Annotated in this window: 17 protein-coding genes and 1 pseudogene; 10 read left to right on the plus strand and 8 right to left on the minus strand. The window is 69.0% G+C overall.

Annotated features, from left to right (window positions below):
• The first annotated feature begins 28 nt into the window (after window positions 1-28).
• Complete coding sequence (locus ACH499_RS34005) at window positions 29-466, plus strand: AsnC family transcriptional regulator (protein WP_356205515.1); 438 nt, start codon at window positions 29-31, stop codon at window positions 464-466.
• Here the strand turns inward: ACH499_RS34005 and ACH499_RS34010 are convergent.
• Genes ACH499_RS34010 through ACH499_RS34020 form a run of 3 tightly spaced genes read right to left on the minus strand, consistent with a single transcriptional unit; the run spans window position 450 to window position 4,382 of the window.
• Complete coding sequence (locus ACH499_RS34010; protein WP_399020869.1) at window positions 450-1,877, minus strand: aspartate ammonia-lyase; 1,428 nt, start codon at window positions 1,875-1,877, stop codon at window positions 450-452. The two genes, ACH499_RS34005 and ACH499_RS34010, sit on opposite strands and share 17 nt — an antisense overlap.
• Window positions 1,874-3,304 carry an aldehyde dehydrogenase family protein gene (locus ACH499_RS34015; RefSeq protein ID WP_399020871.1) on the minus strand — a complete coding sequence of 477 codons (1,431 nt, stop codon included), beginning with the start codon at window positions 3,302-3,304 and terminating at the stop codon, window positions 1,874-1,876. Before ACH499_RS34015 ends, ACH499_RS34010 begins: the two co-directional genes overlap by 4 nt.
• The gene (locus tag ACH499_RS34020; protein WP_399020873.1) at window positions 3,297-4,382 is read right to left on the minus strand and encodes a homoserine dehydrogenase; all 1,086 of its coding nucleotides are present in this window, start codon (window positions 4,380-4,382) and stop codon (window positions 3,297-3,299) included. The genes ACH499_RS34015 and ACH499_RS34020 overlap by 8 nt, the downstream gene beginning before the upstream one ends.
• A gap of 186 nt (window positions 4,383-4,568) precedes the next feature.
• Here ACH499_RS34020 and ACH499_RS34025 point away from each other — a divergent pair, with 186 nt between their 5' ends.
• Window positions 4,569-5,378, plus strand: a complete 810-nt coding sequence (locus ACH499_RS34025; RefSeq protein ID WP_399020875.1) for an IclR family transcriptional regulator C-terminal domain-containing protein — start codon at window positions 4,569-4,571, stop codon at window positions 5,376-5,378.
• Window positions 5,379-5,528: 150 nt separating this feature from the next.
• On the opposite strand, the gene ACH499_RS34030 is transcribed toward ACH499_RS34025, so the two are convergent.
• A complete protein-coding gene (locus tag ACH499_RS34030) occupies window positions 5,529-5,663 on the minus strand; it encodes a hypothetical protein (protein ID WP_399020877.1) in 135 nt (44 codons plus the stop codon).
• A 533-nt stretch (window positions 5,664-6,196) separates the two neighbouring features.
• On the opposite strand from ACH499_RS34030, the gene ACH499_RS34035 reads away from it, so the two are divergent.
• Window positions 6,197-6,766: a hypothetical protein gene (locus ACH499_RS34035; RefSeq protein WP_399020879.1), complete on the plus strand. Its 570-nt coding sequence runs from the start codon at window positions 6,197-6,199 to the stop codon at window positions 6,764-6,766.
• Window positions 6,767-7,240: 474 nt separating this feature from the next.
• On the opposite strand, the gene ACH499_RS34040 is transcribed toward ACH499_RS34035, so the two are convergent.
• Window positions 7,241-7,702 carry an SPW repeat protein gene (locus tag ACH499_RS34040; RefSeq protein ID WP_399020920.1) on the minus strand — a complete coding sequence of 154 codons (462 nt, stop codon included), beginning with the start codon at window positions 7,700-7,702 and terminating at the stop codon, window positions 7,241-7,243.
• A gap of 1,358 nt (window positions 7,703-9,060) precedes the next feature.
• Window positions 9,061-9,267: a hypothetical protein gene (locus ACH499_RS34045; protein WP_399020881.1), complete on the minus strand. Its 207-nt coding sequence runs from the start codon at window positions 9,265-9,267 to the stop codon at window positions 9,061-9,063.
• Window positions 9,268-9,353: 86 nt separating this feature from the next.
• Between ACH499_RS34045 and ACH499_RS34050 the strand changes: the two genes are divergently transcribed.
• Window positions 9,354-9,773 carry a nuclear transport factor 2 family protein gene (locus tag ACH499_RS34050; protein WP_399020883.1) on the plus strand — a complete coding sequence of 140 codons (420 nt, stop codon included), beginning with the start codon at window positions 9,354-9,356 and terminating at the stop codon, window positions 9,771-9,773.
• Entirely contained in the window at window positions 9,770-10,015 is a 246-nt protein-coding gene (locus ACH499_RS34055; protein WP_399020885.1) for a heavy-metal-associated domain-containing protein, read from the plus strand. The genes ACH499_RS34050 and ACH499_RS34055 overlap by 4 nt, the downstream gene beginning before the upstream one ends.
• Here the strand turns inward: ACH499_RS34055 and ACH499_RS34060 are convergent.
• Together ACH499_RS34060 and ACH499_RS34065 are read right to left on the minus strand one after the other, a co-directional pair.
• Window positions 9,958-10,347, minus strand: coding sequence for a transposase (locus ACH499_RS34060; protein WP_399020887.1), 390 nt, complete (start codon window positions 10,345-10,347; stop codon window positions 9,958-9,960). The two genes, ACH499_RS34055 and ACH499_RS34060, sit on opposite strands and share 58 nt — an antisense overlap.
• 67 nt (window positions 10,348-10,414) lie before the next feature.
• Window positions 10,415-10,891, minus strand: coding sequence for a GNAT family N-acetyltransferase (locus tag ACH499_RS34065; protein WP_399020889.1), 477 nt, complete (start codon window positions 10,889-10,891; stop codon window positions 10,415-10,417).
• Window positions 10,892-11,793: 902 nt separating this feature from the next.
• On the opposite strand from ACH499_RS34065, the gene ACH499_RS34070 reads away from it, so the two are divergent.
• The 5 genes and pseudogenes from ACH499_RS34070 to ACH499_RS34090 all read left to right on the plus strand — a co-directional run bounded on the left by ACH499_RS34070 (window position 11,794) and on the right by ACH499_RS34090 (window position 16,410).
• Entirely contained in the window at window positions 11,794-13,140 is a 1,347-nt protein-coding gene (locus ACH499_RS34070) for an erythromycin esterase family protein (RefSeq protein ID WP_399020892.1), read from the plus strand.
• Between the two features lie 128 nt (window positions 13,141-13,268).
• A pseudogene (locus ACH499_RS34075) lies at window positions 13,269-13,349 on the plus strand (GntR family transcriptional regulator); the annotation flags it as partial.
• Between the two features lie 880 nt (window positions 13,350-14,229).
• Window positions 14,230-14,436 (plus strand): hypothetical protein, encoded by a 207-nt coding sequence (locus ACH499_RS34080; RefSeq protein ID WP_399020894.1) that lies wholly within the window; start codon window positions 14,230-14,232, stop codon window positions 14,434-14,436.
• Window positions 14,436-15,332, plus strand: a complete 897-nt coding sequence (locus tag ACH499_RS34085) for a helix-turn-helix domain-containing protein (protein ID WP_399020896.1) — start codon at window positions 14,436-14,438, stop codon at window positions 15,330-15,332. The genes ACH499_RS34080 and ACH499_RS34085 overlap by 1 nt, the downstream gene beginning before the upstream one ends.
• A gap of 10 nt (window positions 15,333-15,342) precedes the next feature.
• On the plus strand, window positions 15,343-16,410 hold the full coding sequence (locus tag ACH499_RS34090; RefSeq protein ID WP_399020897.1) for a hypothetical protein: 1,068 nt from the start codon (window positions 15,343-15,345) through the stop codon (window positions 16,408-16,410).
• Window positions 16,411-16,832 lie beyond the last annotated feature (422 nt).

Raw genomic sequence — 16,832 nt, forward strand, 5'->3', positions numbered from 1 at the left:
AGACACCTGAGGAGACGGGCACAGCGCCATGGACGCCATCGACGAGCAGATCATCACCGAACTCACCCGCAACGCCCGGATCTCCCACGCCGAGCTGGGCCAGCGGGTGCGGCTGTCCCGCAACGCCGTGCGCCAGCGCGTCGAACGCCTGGAGCGGCAGGGTCACATCGGCGGCTACACGATCGTCCGCCCGACCCACGGGCCGGACCGTGCCGCGGTCGCCGCGCACGTCCTGGTCTACCGCGAGGACCGGATGCGCGGCGGCGACGTCCTGGCCGCTCTCAAACGCATCCCCGAGGTGGTCTCCTGCGATGTGCTCAGCGGCCAGTTCGACCTGCTGGTCAGCGTGGAGGCGGCCACCCTGGAACGCGTACAGGGCATCTGGGAGCAGATAGCCCAGATGCCCGGTGTACGGGACACGGTGACGGCGCTGGCGCTGTCCCGGGTGGTCAGCCGGCCGCGGTGAGGCCCCTGGCCGTCAGCCGCAGCGCGGTCTCGCGATCCAGCAGCCCGCGCCGTACGACCACGTCCACCACGTCCGCCCCGGTCCGTGTGGCCTCACGGGAGACGTCGGCGGCGGTCTCGTGGCCGATGCGCGGGGCGAGCGCCGTCACCGCGCCGACTGTCCCGGCGCCGGTTCGCGCGAGATGCTCCCGGTTGGCGGTGATGCCCGCCACACACCGGGTGCGCAGTGCCTCGCAGCCGTGCGTGAGCCAGCCGATGTGCTGCAACAGCAGGTGCCCGATGAGCGGTTCGAACGCATTGAGCTGCAACTGCCCGTTATCGGCCGCCATGGTGATCGCGACATCCGCGCCGGCCGTCGCGAACGCGATCTGGTTGACCATCTCGGGAATCACCGGGTTCACCTTCCCCGGCATCACCGACGAACCTGCCTGCACAGCGGGCAGGTTGATCTCCGCAAGGCCCGCGCGCGGCCCGCTGGCGAGCAGCCGCAGATCGCTGCACAGCTTCGACAACTTCACCGCCGTACGCTTCAACACCCCGGACACCAGCAAGAACACACCGGTGTCCGAGGTCGCCTCCACCAGGTCGGCGGCGGGCGTGAGATCGAGTCCGGTCAGTGCCCGCAGATGCCGTACGGCCGCCGCCGCGTAGCCCGGCTCGGCGGTGATGCCGGTGCCGATCGCGGTCGCGCCGAGGCTGGTCTCGGCCAGCAGCGGCAGGGTCTCGCCGATCCGCTGGACGTCCTCGGCGACTGTGACGCCGAAGGCGGCGAACTCCTGGCCCAGCGTCATCGGCACGGCGTCCTGCAACTGGGTACGGCCCACTTTCACGACCGTCGCGAACTCCTCGCCCTTGTCGGCGAACCCCGCTGAGAGAAGGGTGAGAACTCCGGCCAGCTCGGTCAGGGCGGCGCTGATGGCGATCCTGAGCGCGGTGGGATAGGTGTCGTTCGTGGACTGGCAGCGGTTGACATCGTCCAGCGGGTCGAGGTGCTCGTACCGCCCGCGCTCGTGGCCCAGGTGCTCCAGCGCGAGGTTCGCGATCACCTCGTTGGCGTTCATGTTGGTGCTGGTGCCCGCGCCGCCCTGGATGACGTCCACCCGGAACTGGTCGTGGTGACGGCCCTCCGCGACGGCCCGGCAGGCCGCCGCGACGGCCTGCACCTTGTGCGGTTCCAAGGCCCCGATCTCGCCGTTGGCCAGCGCTGCCGCATGCTTCACCTGCGCCAGCGCGCGGACGAGATGGGGATGGGTGCCGACGGGGACCCCACTGGCCCGGAAGTTCTCCAGGGCCCGTGCGGTGTGCACGCCCCAGTAGGCCTCGGCGGGCACCGGTACGTCCCCCAGCGCGTCGGACTCGATCCGGAACCCGCCGCCGCGTCCTCCGGACGTCCCGCTCCCCAACTGGCTCACTCCGCCTCCCTGTTGATGCAGACCACCTTCGGCTGGGTCATCTCCTCGTAGGCGAAGCGAACGCCCTCGCGGCCCATGCTGCCGTACTTGAAGCCGCCGAAGGGCATCGCGTCGAAGCGGTAGTCGGAGGAGTCGTTGACCATCACGCCTCCGGCTTCCAGCAGCCGTGTGGCGGCCATCGCCCGGTCCAGCGACCCCGTGAAGACGGCCGCGTGCAGGCTGAAGTCGATCTCGTTGGCCCGCTCCACGGCCTCCTCGAAGGAGTCCACGGGCTGGAGCACGACGACCGGTGCGAACGCCTCCTCGCGCCAGAGTGCCGCCGTGCCCGGCACATCCTCCAGCACGGTCGGCGCGTAGAGGCCGCCGTCCCGCTCGTGCCCGCACAGCAGCCGGGCGCCCTCGGCGAGCGCGGCTGTGACCGTGGCCTCGGCGGCGGCCGCCGCCTCCTCGCTGATCATCGGGCCGACGTCGGTGCGCACGTCCGCCGGGTCACCGGCCCGCAACCGCCGGGTCCGCTCGACGAAGGCGTCCCGGAACGCCTCGTACACCTCACGCTCGACGAGGATGCGCTGGGTGCCGATGCAGTTCTGCCCGGCCGCCCAGAACGCCCCGGAGACGCACGCGTCCACGGCCGCCTCGAGGTCGGCGTCCGCGAGCACCAGGACGGGAGCGTTGCCGCCCAGGTCCATCGCGAGCTTCTTCAGGCCCGCCGTACGGGCGATGGCCTCTCCGGTACGGAACCCTCCGGTGAAGGACACCATCCGCACGTGCGGCGACGCCACCACGGCCGCGCCCAGCTCGGCACCGCCGTTGACCACGGTCACCACCTCCTCCGGCAGTCCGGCCTCCACCAGCGTGTCGACCAGCCGCAGCGCGGACAGGGGGGTGAGCAGCGACGGTTTCAGGACGACCGCGTTGCCGCCCGCGATCGCCGGGCCGAGCTTGTGCGCGACCAGGTTGAGCGGGTCGTTGTACGGCGTGACGGCCGCGATGACGCCCAGCGGCTCACGGGTGAACCAGCCCAACCGACCCTCGGATCCCGCGTATGCGTCGAACGGCACCACCTCGCCCGCGTTGCGGCGGACCTCGGCGGCGGACAGCCGCAGGGTGTTGACCGCACGGCCGGTCTCCTTGCGGGCTTGGACCAGTGTCTTGCCCGCCTCGGCGACGATCAGCCGGGCGAACGACTCGGCGCGCTCCTCGATCAGCCGGGCCGCGCCGTCCAGCACGGCTGCGCGGGCGGCGCGGGAGAGCCGGCGGGCCGTCTCCGACCCGACGCGGGCCCGCCCCAGCACGTCGTCGACGGCGGTGGCCGGGGTGAGACAGACGGAGCCGATGATCTCGCCTGTGTAGGGGTTGCGCACAGAGGCCATGCCCTTAGCCTGTGCGGGGCGGGGCAGGGCGATGTTCAGGGCGGTATCAGCCACGGTGGGCCTCCTCCAGGGTCTTGGCACCGGCGGCCGAGCTGCTCTGCTCGTGGATGCCGATGACGTCGGAGAGCAGGGCGTACGCCGTCTCGGTGCGTCCGGCGCCGGGTCCGCCGACCGTGACGGTGCCCAGCAGGTCGGTGTGGAAAGCGACGGTGTTGACGGGGCCGGTGACCCCGGCGAGGGGGTGCCCGTCGGGCAGCGCGGCCGGAGCGACCCGGGCCTCCACGGTGCCGTCCGGGCGGCGGGCGGCCGAGCCGACCAGCTTCCAGCGCAGCCCCTCGGCCGCTGCCCGCCGGATGTCCTCGGCCGTGAGCGCCGAGATGCCGGTGCACGGCACGTCCGCGCGGGTCAGGTCGGCGCCCAGCACCTCGTTCGCGAGGATCATGACCTTGAGCTGGACGTCGTACCCGTCGATGTCGGCGGTCGGATCGGCCTCCGCATATCCCAGGTCCTGGGCCTCGGCGACGGCGTCCGCGAAGGACAGGCCGGCCTCCAGGCGGCCGAGGACGTAGTTGGAGGTGCCGTTCAGGACGCCCTCGAAGCCGGTCACGGCCAGTCCGCCGAACATCCGGCGGGCGGTGCGCAGGACGGGGGTGCCGGACATCACCGTGCCCTCGAACTCGAAGCACACGCCGTGCCGCCGGGCCAGTGCGCGCAGGGCCTGGCAGTGCAGGGCGACCGGACCCTTGTTGGTGGTGCACACGTGCTTGCCGGCCTCGATCGCCCACCGCACGTGCGACAGCGCGGGCTCGCCGTCGGCGGGGTTGGTGAAGGTTGCCTCGGCCACGATGTCGGCGGGCACCTCACGGATCACCCACTCGTTACGGGGCTCCGCGCTGCCGCCGTCCATTGCGGAGAAGTCCAGTTCCCCGGGGGCGGCGGCGAGCAGCGGGACCAGATCGATCCCGTCCCCGTCCGTGCAGACCAGCGATCCGGCCCGCAGATCGGTGATGGCCACCACCCGCAGCGTGAAACCGAGTTCCGCCTCCAAGGCGTCTCCGCGGCTGGCGATCAGCTCGGCGAGCGCACGGTTCACGCCGCCGAATCCGATGAGAGCGAGGTCGTATCGGGTCATCCGGTCCTCCTTCTTCCAGCGGCGCCGCCCACCTGGCGGCCCGACCACCCACAGCGTCGGGCGCGGACAGGTCAGTACGACCATGCCGAAGCGATCGGACCGACTGCCGTTGTGCACCGTCCACCTGCCGCACGTCCTGCCGACGCCGCACCGGCCCGCTGATCAGCGACTCGCTATAGTGCGGACGTGACGACGAACGGCCCCGCACCCCGCCCGCCGGGCAGGGGAACAGCCTCCTCACTGCGTATGGCCCTGCACATGGTCAACACGATCCTGGACCGCGAGGTCTCCGGCCGTAACGCCTTCAACGTGAGCCGACTCGCCGACGAGGTCGGCGTCGAGCGCAGCAAGGCGTCACGCACCACCCAGGACCTGTGCGACAAGGGCTTCCTGGAACGCCGCGACGACTCGACGCTCCGTGCCGGCACCGCCTTCTTCACGACGGCCGCCTCCCTGCACCCCGGCCTACTTGGCCGCAGCCGTGCGCTGCTGCGCCGCCTGGCCGTCAAGCACGGTGTCGGCGCACGGCTCTCCGTCCGCGACGGCGTCCAGGTTCGGCTGCTGCGCGCCGAGTCCGCCGCGGGCCTCGGCCAGGAGTGGCAGGGCTGGGCGAGCCTCGTCACCCCATGCTGGTGCACCGGCGCCGGCCGCGCGCTCCTCCTCGACCACACCGCCAAGGAGATCACCGCCCTGCTGGACGACTACGAGCTGATCGGTGTCGGCGGCCCCCATGCGGCTCGTTCCGCGAGGGAGGTGGCCGCCGCCAACGACCGCGATCGCCTGCGCGGCTTCGTCGCGGCACACGGTGAGTTCGAGCACGGCGTCACCGAGTACGCCATACCTGTGCGTGATACCGCCGGACACATCAGGTTCGCAGTCTCGGTCGTCGGCAGGCAGGAGGACCTGGCGACCCGAGAGGAGACCATCCGCACGGACCTCACGGCCGCCGCGACAGCACTGGCGAAGTATGTCGACGGTGACGACCCACCTCACTGACAGCGCACACAGACCTCGAGTACACCCGGGCGAACGACGCCCTGCGGACGGCCCCGGCATTTTTCGCCGAGGTCTGCTGCGTTTGATCGGTGGCGAACGCGGCCAGGGCACGTACATGCTTGGCGGTGGGCAGGGCGGTGACGGTCGCGGTCATGGCCGTGGGTGGCCGATCTTCTTGTGATCGGTGGTGGTCAGCCAGGTGACCACCACATGGCCCAGGCCACGGCGCTGGGCCATGTGAGCGGGAGCCACCGGCTCGGCATGGGTCGCCATCAGATTCCTCACTCGGCAGCAGCGCATAAACGGCCGTGGACAGCGTGAGTCCTGCCCCCTCGGCACCGGGAGGGGGCGTGCGCATGCAGCCCCGCGAAAAGTAGCCCTTCCTGTTGCGGAACCGCCTTCTTGCGAAGCCGTTGACCAGCCAAATGGCTCACGGTTCCAGCCGTCCGAGCGACAGAGGAGCACCGGAGCCGCTTTGGGTAACTGTGCAGGGCTCCCGGCACACGCACGCGTGCACCCACTGGACACCGTCCAATGCAGCCGCCTGCGCCGCTTCCGTCCAAGCGGCGATCGTCTACCCGGACTTCCTGAGGCCCGGGCAAGCATCCACACGGACAGCGAGCTGGTCGCTCCAGCGGCCTCCTCCGGGGAAACATGCCGGTGCCCCCCAACCACCGGACGCCGCGGGATCGCCACCGCCTGCCCGGGGGTTCATCTGGGTCAGCCGCGCTGGCGGTTCACGGCCCGGTCTGGCAAAAGTGGAACGGGCGACACCTCGTTGTCGGCCCCCGCCGCCCGCCTGCCTGAGGAGCACGATTATGTCCGGACGCCACACCCTCATCCGCAGCCTGCACGACGTGGGTCTGGCCGCTTGGTTCGGCGGCTCCCTCATGGGCGCCGTCGGGCTCAACGGGGCGGCCAACCACGAGGGCTCCACCGTCGCCGCCAAAACTCGCATCGCTTCCGTCGGCTGGACGAGATGGGTCCCGGTCAACGCCGCCGCCATCGGTGCACACCTGTTCGGCGGCGGCGGCCTGCTCGCCGCGAACGCGCACCGGGTCAAAACCCAGCAGGGCGTAGGTGCCTCCACCACGGCCAAGACGGCCGTCACGGCAGCGGCCCTCGCCGCCACCGCCTACGCCCGGGTCCTCGGCAAGAAGGTCGACCTCGCGTCCTCCTCCACCCCCGAAGAGAACGAGAAGGCCGGCCGACACCCCATCGACCTGGACAAAGCGCACCGCCAGCTCGCTTTCGCGCAGTGGGCGGTGCCGGCGCTCACCGGATGCCTGGTCGTCCTCAACGCCCTCCACGGTGAACAGCAGCGCCCCATGGCGCAGCTCCACGGCATGTGGGAGCACGCCCGCTCCATGACCCCTCTCGTTCCCTGAGCAATCTCATCGGCTCGAACGCGCCGCCCAAGCCGGAGATGCGTGAACTCAACGCCATGCCCGGCGCCTGTCCCTGCAGGAGGTCGCAGCCCCCGGCGCGCCACCAAGCAGGAGGCCATTCAGGTGGCTGACGTGGCGGAGTGGGCGCCATGGGGCAAGGAGGCGGCGGTGGGGGCTGGCCCTGCCGGACAACGGGGCATGGGGTGGTGTCCTGCGCGGCGTCCCTAGCACTCTGACGGTTGTCGTGTAGACGGCCGACGAGCTGCGTCTGCGCCTGTCTACCGGTCAGGTACGCCGCATCCGTCAGCTCGCCGGCTTCTAAAGAACACGTCGTCCCTGCCCTTCCTCGGTGAAGGACCGGCCCCCATTTCAATTCGACTTGTCATGGTGGCCGGTGGCCGAGCCGGCCGCCCAGGCCGGTGACTGCAGTCGGCCTGGAGGCAACGCTGGTAGTTCTGTGGCGTGGGGCGGGACTCAGCCGTGCGGGGTGTACGGTGCCGTCCTGCCTGTTCGGGCCTTTCCGGTCTCCGCTGCGCGGGTGGCGGCGCTGGCGGCCATGGCCAGCAGGGCGGCTATTGCTCCGGTGATGACGTTGTTGACGATCGTCTTCGTGGTGCTGACGTCGCCCGCCACCACCCACGGCGCGATGATGGTCCACAAGCCCAGGGCGCAGGCGCCCCACGCCATGCTGTGGGTGCGTTCGTATGCCCGTCCGAACCCGCCGCTCATGAGCAGTGCGTAGGCGATGCCGACGAGGAGGTTGGTGACGGCGAGCGTGGACAGTCCGTTGAATCCGGTGATCCACGGAGAAGCGGCCAGGTAGATACCGGTCAGGAAGGCCAGGGTTCCGACGGCCTGTCCCTGGGGGGTGCTGGTGGCGCGTTCGGCCATCTCATGGCGCTTGCGCATGTCGACGATGTCCGGATGCGTCTCCATGGACGGCCGGGAAGCGGAAGTGGACATGGCTCTTACCTCTTTGTCTCCTGCTTGCGCGCGGGTAGCTAGTCGTGTTTTCACCGCTGGCCCATGGACTTCTGGTGTCCTCCCTGGCACGGGTGGCTGCTTATGGGGCTTTCACACCTGTTTCGCGGCGGGCATCTGAAGGTCGCAGGACTGAATTCGGACGTGCTGTGAGGAGCCCCTTCCTCAGAGGCATACGTTGGATGCCCATCAAGTGATGAGTGACCTGGAACGATGGTCCCCACATGTCTGTCTCGCAGCCCATGACTGTCGATCCACCCGGTGCCCAGGGCGGTCGGCTGGTATGAATTCACGGCGTTCCCGTGGGTCGGGCCTATGGTCTGTGGGATCTGATCGTTTTCTTCCAGCGGGCCGGGTTGAGTGTGGGGCTGGCGGATGAGGGCGAGATCGCAGCCTCTCACTTGATCGAGTGGCTCGGCGGAGGCCCGGACACGTGGGGACCGTGAACAACTGCCGACTTCAGGGGCCCGCCCAGGCGCAGGTTGGTCAATGACCCGGGGTGCGGCGTCGGCCGAGCGAGCTGCAGCACGGACAGCTGCACACCGGCCTGGAGGAGCCAGCCCTCAGCCTGAGCGCAGGTGAACGGCGAGGAAAACGTTGATGCTGCTGGAGCCACCCCCGCTCCGCGGATGCACACCGCATCGGGCAGCACGGTGATCGTCCGACATCCCTCCTTGCCCAGCCCGTGCTGACACGGCGAGCTCCAATACGGCCCCCGCAGCCCGCGTCGGCTCGCGCGGCTGTCTGGGGGACAGCCACGGTGCGTGGGCCGCGCGCCGCAATCTCGGCTGCTGTCCGGTCCGCGAGGGTGACGACATGGAGTCGTCGATGGACCGGAGTGGGTCGCGACGAAACTCCGCCGGAGCCTGTCGGCAGATGAAGCCGAGGCGGCAGCCCTGCGTGAGACGGCGGCCGACTGTCCCGGCCACAGCGTGTCCTACGAGCGAGCACCATAAGGACAGCCGGTGACGTGTTCAGCAAGGGTGTACTTGCAGCCCGCCAGGCTGTGCAGGAGATGGACCCGGCGGGCAGCGGCGCCGGTCACACGGTCGCCCGGCCCAGGGAGGGGCCTTCCATGCGCTCGAGGGGACCAGGAATGTGACCGAGAGTAGCGCGGTGTCGCTGGTGCAGCTGATGCAGGTCAGTCATACGGCCACGTTCGAGGAGCTTCCGCAGCTGATCGCTGACCATGCCGCTTCAGCGGGCATGCACGACGTGGGGCTTTGTTTCTGGTGGATGTGCGGGAGACGGTGCTGCGCCAGCTCACCGGTCGGGGGCCGGCCGCGGGGGAGGGCGGACAGGAATTCACCGTTTCAGGGAGTCTGCCAGGCCAGGCCTACCAGCGAGTGGAGGTGATGCCCGAACCCGCGCGGGGCCGGGCGGGTCACGGCCGCGGCTTTGGCGATCGTCTCCAGGCTGGCGTCGGGTTCGACGTTGAGGACCTGGGTGGCGGCGTCCAGGATGGCGGCCCTGCTACGGCGGGCGTCAGCGCGGCGGCTTCTGGCGGGTGGCGGCGTCATCTCTTACATGTTGCCAAACTTGTCGGGGCTATATATTTTACAAGGTGTAAAAGATCGTGTGGGAATTCCAGACCGGCGGGAGTGACATGCGCCCACTCGGCAACACCGACCCCCAGCAGTTCATCGCCGACTTCTACACCTCCTTCGCCGAGGACTTGCTGCAGACGGACGAGGACGCGGCGCTGATCGTGGACCGCTATCACACCCCGGACATCGTCGAGGTCGCCGACGGACACCGGATGGACCGCGACAAGCTCATCGCGCATACCCGCCCAGTCCGCAAGAACCGGCCCACCATGCGCATGGAGGTGCACGAGGCCGTCGCAGACGGCGACCGGCTCGCCGCCCGCTACACCCTGCACTCCTCCCAGCGCGGCAAGAACCTCGCCACCGAGGTCTACTTCTTCGGCCGGTTCGCCCCCGACGGGCGTATGCGCCAGACTCACATGACCACCCGCACCGTTCCCGTGGACGGCAGCGGCGAGCAGAACAAGACGGCGTCGTGACCGTGCGCATGTACACCGTCACGGGCATGGCCTGCGGGCACTGCGCGGAGTCGGTCACCGAGGAACTCGAACGCATCGCAGGCGTAACCGCCGTGACAGTGGACGTCGACGGCGGCACGGTGGTGCTGACCAGCGACAGGGAGCTAAAAACCGCGGACGTACGCGCCGCGGTTGAGCAAGCCGGCTACGAGCTCACGGCCGAGGAGACCGGCTTCGACGAGGGCGACGGCCCGCAGTCCTGACACGAACGGGCCCCAGGCTGATGGGCTCGGCAGATCGTGGAGTCGACGTTGACCTCCCACGTGATCAGCCCTGCCGCATCCGCCCGGGCCTGCGGCCTGGTCAGCAGTTCGGTCCAGGTGCCGTCGCATTGCCAGCGGCGGAAGAGTCCGTAGACCGTCTGCCACGGCCCGTACTCCGACGGCAGATCCCGCCACGGAGTACCGGTCCGCACCCGCCACCGAATCCCGTCGAGCAGCCTCCGTCGGCCTAACGGCGGCCGCCCCAGCACCGCAACCGGCAACAACGGCTCCAGCACAGCCCACTGCTCATCAGAAAGATCCCCTCGCCCCACACCGAGATCATCACGATGCGGGACGAGGAGCAGAGCCGACTTTCAAAACACGGCCTTAGCTTGTCGTTTAACCTTCGACCTCGGCTATGTCGCGTAGTCGGTTGCTTGGGCACAGGTAGAAGAGTTCGGGATCACCTTCGTCCAGGCCGTGGAGCAGGCCGACCGGGCTCCAGTTGACACGTTGCAGCAGGAGCTGCATGGGGTGGTTGGAGACATTGGTCGAAGTGAACAGCTTCGGGGTGGTGCACGAAGCCTCTGTGGCCTTGAGGAGATGTGTGGCCACGCCTTGTCGGCGGGCGGTGGGCGCGACCGTCAGCATGGTGACGAAGCCCTGCTCGAAGAAGCTGTACTCCAGCACGCTGTAGCCCAAGGGACTGGATGCGTCCTGGGCAAGGAGGACCAGCCCTTGTTCGCACCAGCGTCGGATGCTCACGCTTCGCGCGTGGTCGCCCGCTGCGGCGATGGAGTCGATCCTGGCCAATCCGGTCCAGTCCGAGGCATTCGCGCGACGTGTCACCAGCCCACCAGGGTTCTCAAGATCCATGGGCGCATCGTGGCAGCTGCGGGGGCGAGGTGCTCACCTATTGCGGGGCGCGTGTAAGCCTCACCCGTGGCCAGGACGCGTCCCACGTCGTGGCGAGGCGGCTGCTGGCCGACCTGCCCAGAGCTCGAACAGTGCGTCAGCCCGTCCCTTCAGGCAGTCGTAGGAGTCGCCACGGAAGCGTGACAGCGTCGCGAACGCCTCATGCCGGTCGCCTTGTTGAGCACACTCTTTTTCACGGCCTCGGTCTGGTCAGGTGCGTCCTTGGTCGGAGCACATGATCAGGCCGAGGCCATCGGCGCGTCCCGCGAGTGCTCAGGTGAGCGACCCAGTTCGAGGCACGTTTCGACCTCGTCAGATAAACGACAAGCAGGGCAAAGCCCGAGCCATACCGTCCCTTGGGGCTTGCTCCCTCACCTAGTGACCCATGGTCGAAGCAGCCTGGGAGCTGCTGGAACACCAGCTTCCCCGCGAGCCCGATGACCCACTCCGAACTGCGTAGACCGAAGACAGCCCAGGTGTTACAGCAGTGGCTCACCCTGAGAGGTGCCTGCCCTCGGGGACGGCGAAGGCCGATCGTCCGGCGGATCTGCTGGATGTCCTGCTGCGATGCCCCCGCAGACGAGCGCGGGACACGCTGACGACGCCGACACAGCTTTGCATTATCCGCACGATCTGCCGGCGGAAAGGCCGTCCTGAAGGCGATGCTGCGGTCGAAGGATGCAATCGCCGAGACCGTTGAAGCGCTGAGCGGTTATGACTTCTACCGGCCCGCCCACCTGTCCCCCGGTTGAGCAGGGGGTTTTCCCCCTGGTGAAGTCGGAGGCCCTCCCCAGCGTGTGGCACCGCCACGGCAATTCATGATCGTTTCATCGTTTGAGTCAGCAAGTTCGAAGGAGACGGACATGATGGTGAACAGGAAGCGGATCGGCCGGCGAGGACTGCTGGCGACGGTGCCCGCGATCACGGCTCTGGCGGTCCTGGCAAGTGCTGGGTGCCAGCCGGCCGCTGCGCCGGCGTCGGACAGCAAGCAGTCCACCGTGGTGAGCGCCCTGGAGAAGGACGCCAAGGTGCTGCGGTCGACGGAACCCGGGGGGACCACCACCGACCTGCGGGCGCTGGGAACGATAATCGGAAACGCCAAGGTGGTCGGCCTTGGCGAGGCCACGCATGGCTCGCACGAGTTCTTCGCCATGAAGGAGAGGGTCTTCCGCTACCTCGTCGAGGAGAAGGGTTTCAGTACCTTCGCTCTGGAGATGAGCTGGTCGGCGGGGCTCACGATAGATGAGTTCCTCCAGGGCGGTGAGGGCGACGCCCGGCAGATTGCGGCCAAGACCCTCGCAGCGTCCCCCTGGGAGCGTGAGGAGTTCGCGCACCTGATCGGCTGGATGCGCGACTACAACACCAGCCACCCGCAGCAAAAGGTCCACTTCATGGGCGACGACATCAGCGCCCCCAAAGCCGGCGACCTGCTCTTCGCGCGCGTGACCGACTACATGCGCAAGGCTCGCCCGGAGGCGCTGCAGCAACTCAACGCGCTGTACGCGGGCGTGCGTCCGCTCGACGACCTCTACGCGTACATGAACAAGCCACTCGCGGAACGGCGGAAGAACGCCGACAAGGCACAGGAGGCGTTGGACCTGGTCACCGCGACGAAGGGCACCGGCGATGACTACGAGTGGGCTGTGCAGCATGCCCGGAACATCGCCCAGACCCTCGCCTACGCCGCCGTCGACGTCAAAGACCCGGCCTCGATCAACACCGTGGAGCACATGCGCGACAAGGCCATGGCCGATACGGTCGCCTGGTGGCAGCGGCGGACCGGCGACAAGGTCCTGCTGTCGGCACACAACGGCCACGTGGGCTACCGGTCCACCGACCCCAAAATGACCCCCACCCCGCAGGGCACCCACCTGCGCCGTGACCTCGGCCGCGATTACGTCTCCATCGGCTTCACCTTCGCCCGCGGCTCCTTCCTGACCAAGGACGCCTCGTTCGACGGCGACTGGAAGAAGGTCACCGTGCCCCCGGCGACGAAGGACATGAACGAGTACACCCTCGACCAGGTCCACCACCGGGACTACTTCCTCGACCTGCGCGCGCTCCCATCCGAGGCCCGTGCCTGGCTGAACACCGCACGCCCCACCTACGACGCTGGCACGGTGTACAAGAAGGGCACCACCCTCGCCATCGGCAAGGCGTACGACGTCCTCATCCACCTCCACCAGGTCCGAGAGGCCGACAAGCTCTGACCTCGCCGACGGCCGCGATTGCACGCAAAGGGCCGCCATGGATGGCGGGAGGGCCTGTGGCCAAGAGACGGACGCATCTGACGTGCTGACCGAGTGGAGACGACGATGGCCGCCGCGCCGACCCCCGAATCGCTGACGAACCCCAGCGCCGGATCGCGGAGCACGCCTGGGGGCCGCGGGACCGTCTCCCCTCCCGTGCCCAGATCGGCTAGGAGCGCGGCGTGGCGAGTGGTCCTGCGATCAACGACTTGATCCACGCCTGCGGCATCCTCCTCGTACTGCCCCACATCCTCGGGGATGAAGAACGCATCGACGTCCGCCCCTCCCTATGCGCCGGCAACGATTCGAGCTGCCCGTACGACCTGGACACAGACCAGCGCATCGCGGAGTTCAAGCTTGCTCGCTGGCGCGACGCGGACGCCATGCGCAAGCGTCAGACGGGCAAGGAGATGGACGCCCGGACCGCGTGGGGACTGGCCGCAGGTCGGACCCGTGCTGGAGAACGTCCGCATGCCTCACATCGGCCTGGCGTGCAGCGACCAGTGCGGGCCCAAGCCGCACCAACTGGACGGCCCCGGCTCCGTATGCCGGCTCAGACGAGGCGCTTCTAATGGCTCATGGCTGGAAGCCCAGCGTCGGCCAGCGGCCTGGGACGCGTGCCGCTGGCGCTGTTCCCGCTGGCTGGTGTGGTCCGGCCTGCCGCTTCCGCCCAGCACGAGGGCTGCTGGACGGAAGCGGAGCGGTCCCCTTCGGTCGTTCTTCAGCACAAGGGGGCCGCGCGGCCTTCCGAACCGGAAGGTGCGACGCCCAGGGGGCGTCCGTCTTCCATGGTGCGCCATCTTCCAGGCTCCGCAACGGAAAGTGCGGCTTCGACACCAAAAGCGTTCATTCCTTCGGGATTTGTGCGTGCCGGGAGCCGTCATGGAGTAAGAAGTCCCGCTGACTGAGCGGTCATTGTTCCGGAAGCCCGTGATCACGTTGAGGGGTGTGCGCCCGGCGCACCATGCTGTCGTCCAGTTCCTCCGCGGCGCATCAGCACCGCCGCGGAGGAGCCCTTCCGAACCACTTCTTCCTCTCAGGGAAGGTGCAATGAACAGCAGGCAGGTGATGACCGTGGCCGTCCTGGCGGCGGTCCTCGCGTGGAGCACGGTGATGACCGTGCTGGGCCAGCTCGCGGCCGTGGCCGCGCTGCTGCCCTCGCTCGGTCTCCTCATCCAGCAGATCGTCTCCGCCTTCACTGGCGGCGGCCCTGGTGCACGGGCAGGCAGGACGCCGACGGGGAGCGAGGAGCTGTGATGAAGAAGCCTCCTCCCCTCCCCGACCAGCCTGAGGGCGGTCCTCCCAGTCGCCGTGGCCGTCCTCCGGAGCCGATCTGTGACGAGGCCGGCACGGTCCACCGGACGTGGCTGGAGCCGGTCCGTAACCGGCTCATCGCCAGCGGCCTGACCCTGGACGATCTCGTCAGCCGCTCGGGCTACTCAAAAACCAGGCTGTCCGAACTGCTGCGCGGCAAGGGGTACTACCCCGGCTGGGAAATCACGTACAGCGTGATTCGTGCCCTGGACATCCCCGTCGATCCGGTACGCCGGTTATGGACAGCAGCCGCACTCGAGGCCGAGAAGAATGCCGCCTGGATCCGCAGCCGGATCTCCGACGTCCAGCCACTCAGCCCGGACGAGCAGCCTGTCGCCCACCTCGGGCTCACCCAGGCCATGTGGCAGCCCTACACCGCCTACGCCCAGGCGTTCCTGCAGACCGAACGCCGCGCCCAGCAGCTGGTCGCCCAGACCTTCGACATCCTCTGGCTCACCTGGAACGAAGCGACCCTCAGTCCCCACACCCCGCGCTACGCCTGGCAGCTGCTGCGCTCCCGGGTCCACGCGGCCGCCGCGAAGCGTCCGGACGGCCGGCCCGACCTGCGTCCGGCAGCCTTCTCCACCGCCGTCCAGGCCCAGATCCTGGACCTCACCGAGCGTCTGGCCCGGATCGACGTTCTCGCGCAGTTCTTCGACACGATCACCCAGCTGCCCGCGGACCAGATGGACATCACCGTCCTGCGCAGCCTGTGCGGCGTCGCCCCGGACGCCATCCCCGGCATCATCGGCCTGTCCCCGGCCATCGCCCACAGCCTGGACCGCCACGCCCGAGGGGCCCTGCGTCAACTCCGCCCCGACACTGACTCCCAGGAGTGATCTCCCCGCCATGAGCACCATCGACGACCTCCTCGCCCAGTCACTTCTGCTGCACCGGCCTCACGTCCCCTGTGACGTCGTCCCGTACGACGACCTCGCCTACGCCCTGTTCCGCGAACAGGGCCTGCCGCAAGGGGATGCCAACGGGCCCGACCCGGCCGACGAAGGCGCCGCACAAAGCCTCGCCGCCCTGTGCGAGGCGGTCGTCGCCCACTGCACCGCCAACCAGCTCGCCGACTTCCTCACCGACCAGCTGCCCCAGCCGCGGGCCGCCTGGATCCTGGGCTGCGTCCTGCAGCTCGCCGGCGCCTACGACGGCGCCCGCTTCTGGTGGCAGTACGCGGCCGGCGCCGACGACGCCCCCGCCTCCTACTGCCTCTACTTGCACCACCTCGCCCGCGGCGACACCCACGCCGCCGCCCTCTGGCACGCCCAAACCGACGACCCCACTGCACAGGACAATCCGGTAGATGCTGGCCAGGACGCCCCTGCCAACCGCATGGTGACCGCCGACACCAGCTTCTCCACGGTCCTGCGCATCCTCAGCCGCCTCAGCGACACCGTCCCACGCCAGCACACTCCTGCAGCTCAGGCCGTCATCGAGTTCGTCGCCACAGCCGTCACCATCGGCTACGACCGCAACCCCGACCTGGAAATCCCTCTCCCCGGCACCAACTTCGCCGAACAACTGGAGATCATCATCGCCGCGGCATCCGGCACAGGAGGCCACCCCGCGCCGAGCGCGGAGAGCACCAGGACGCTACCCAACCGGGACCCGCTCGAAAGCACGTCCGAACCTGTCCCCGCCGACGGCAGGCCGCAAGGCCCTGAACGGCTACTGGTCGAGGTCACCTCCGACGACCACGAACCCGACGCCATGCGTGGACTGTTCGAAGAAGCCGTCCCAGTCTGCTGGGAAACGGCCACCGCTGCGGACGGCACCGACGGACGCGAATCCCGCGTGGCCTACTACCTCAACCGCTTCCGCACCCGCGCCGCCCAGGCAATCTCCTCCGCCGCCAGGCCCGGAACCAGGACACCGTCCGGCGTAGCTGCCTCGGGCTTCACCGGTCTTTAGAATCCGTAACGACCGCGGCCAGGTCGGGTGCTGTTCGTCCGGTCGTGGACATCTCGGCCAGGCGGCCGCCCTGCTCGTCGACGGCCTGGGGGCCGTTGCCTGTGAGTGCTGAAGCTGGCGAGCTCCCTCCCCTGAGAAGGCCGGCGCCGGTTGGCCCAGGGCCAGCCGGGGCACCTGGCGCGTCTAGGCCAGGCGCAGGGAGCGGAGACGGTCGGCAACGTCGTACACCGCCAGGGCAGTGCGCGGATGTCGGTGATCAGGTCGCGCCACGGCTCGTAGGAGGCGTCTACGGTTTCGGCGAAGGCCCGGATATAGGCCACGGTGACGCCGTAGGCGACGTGCTCGTTGCGGGCCGGCAACGGGCGGAGCAGGACCCAGATGCTCCAGGATCGCGGCTGCCCGCCAGAGCGCGTCGGGCCGGC

The organism is Streptomyces sp. NPDC018947 (assembly GCF_044390505.1).
Lineage (GTDB): Bacteria > Actinomycetota > Actinomycetes > Streptomycetales > Streptomycetaceae > Streptomyces.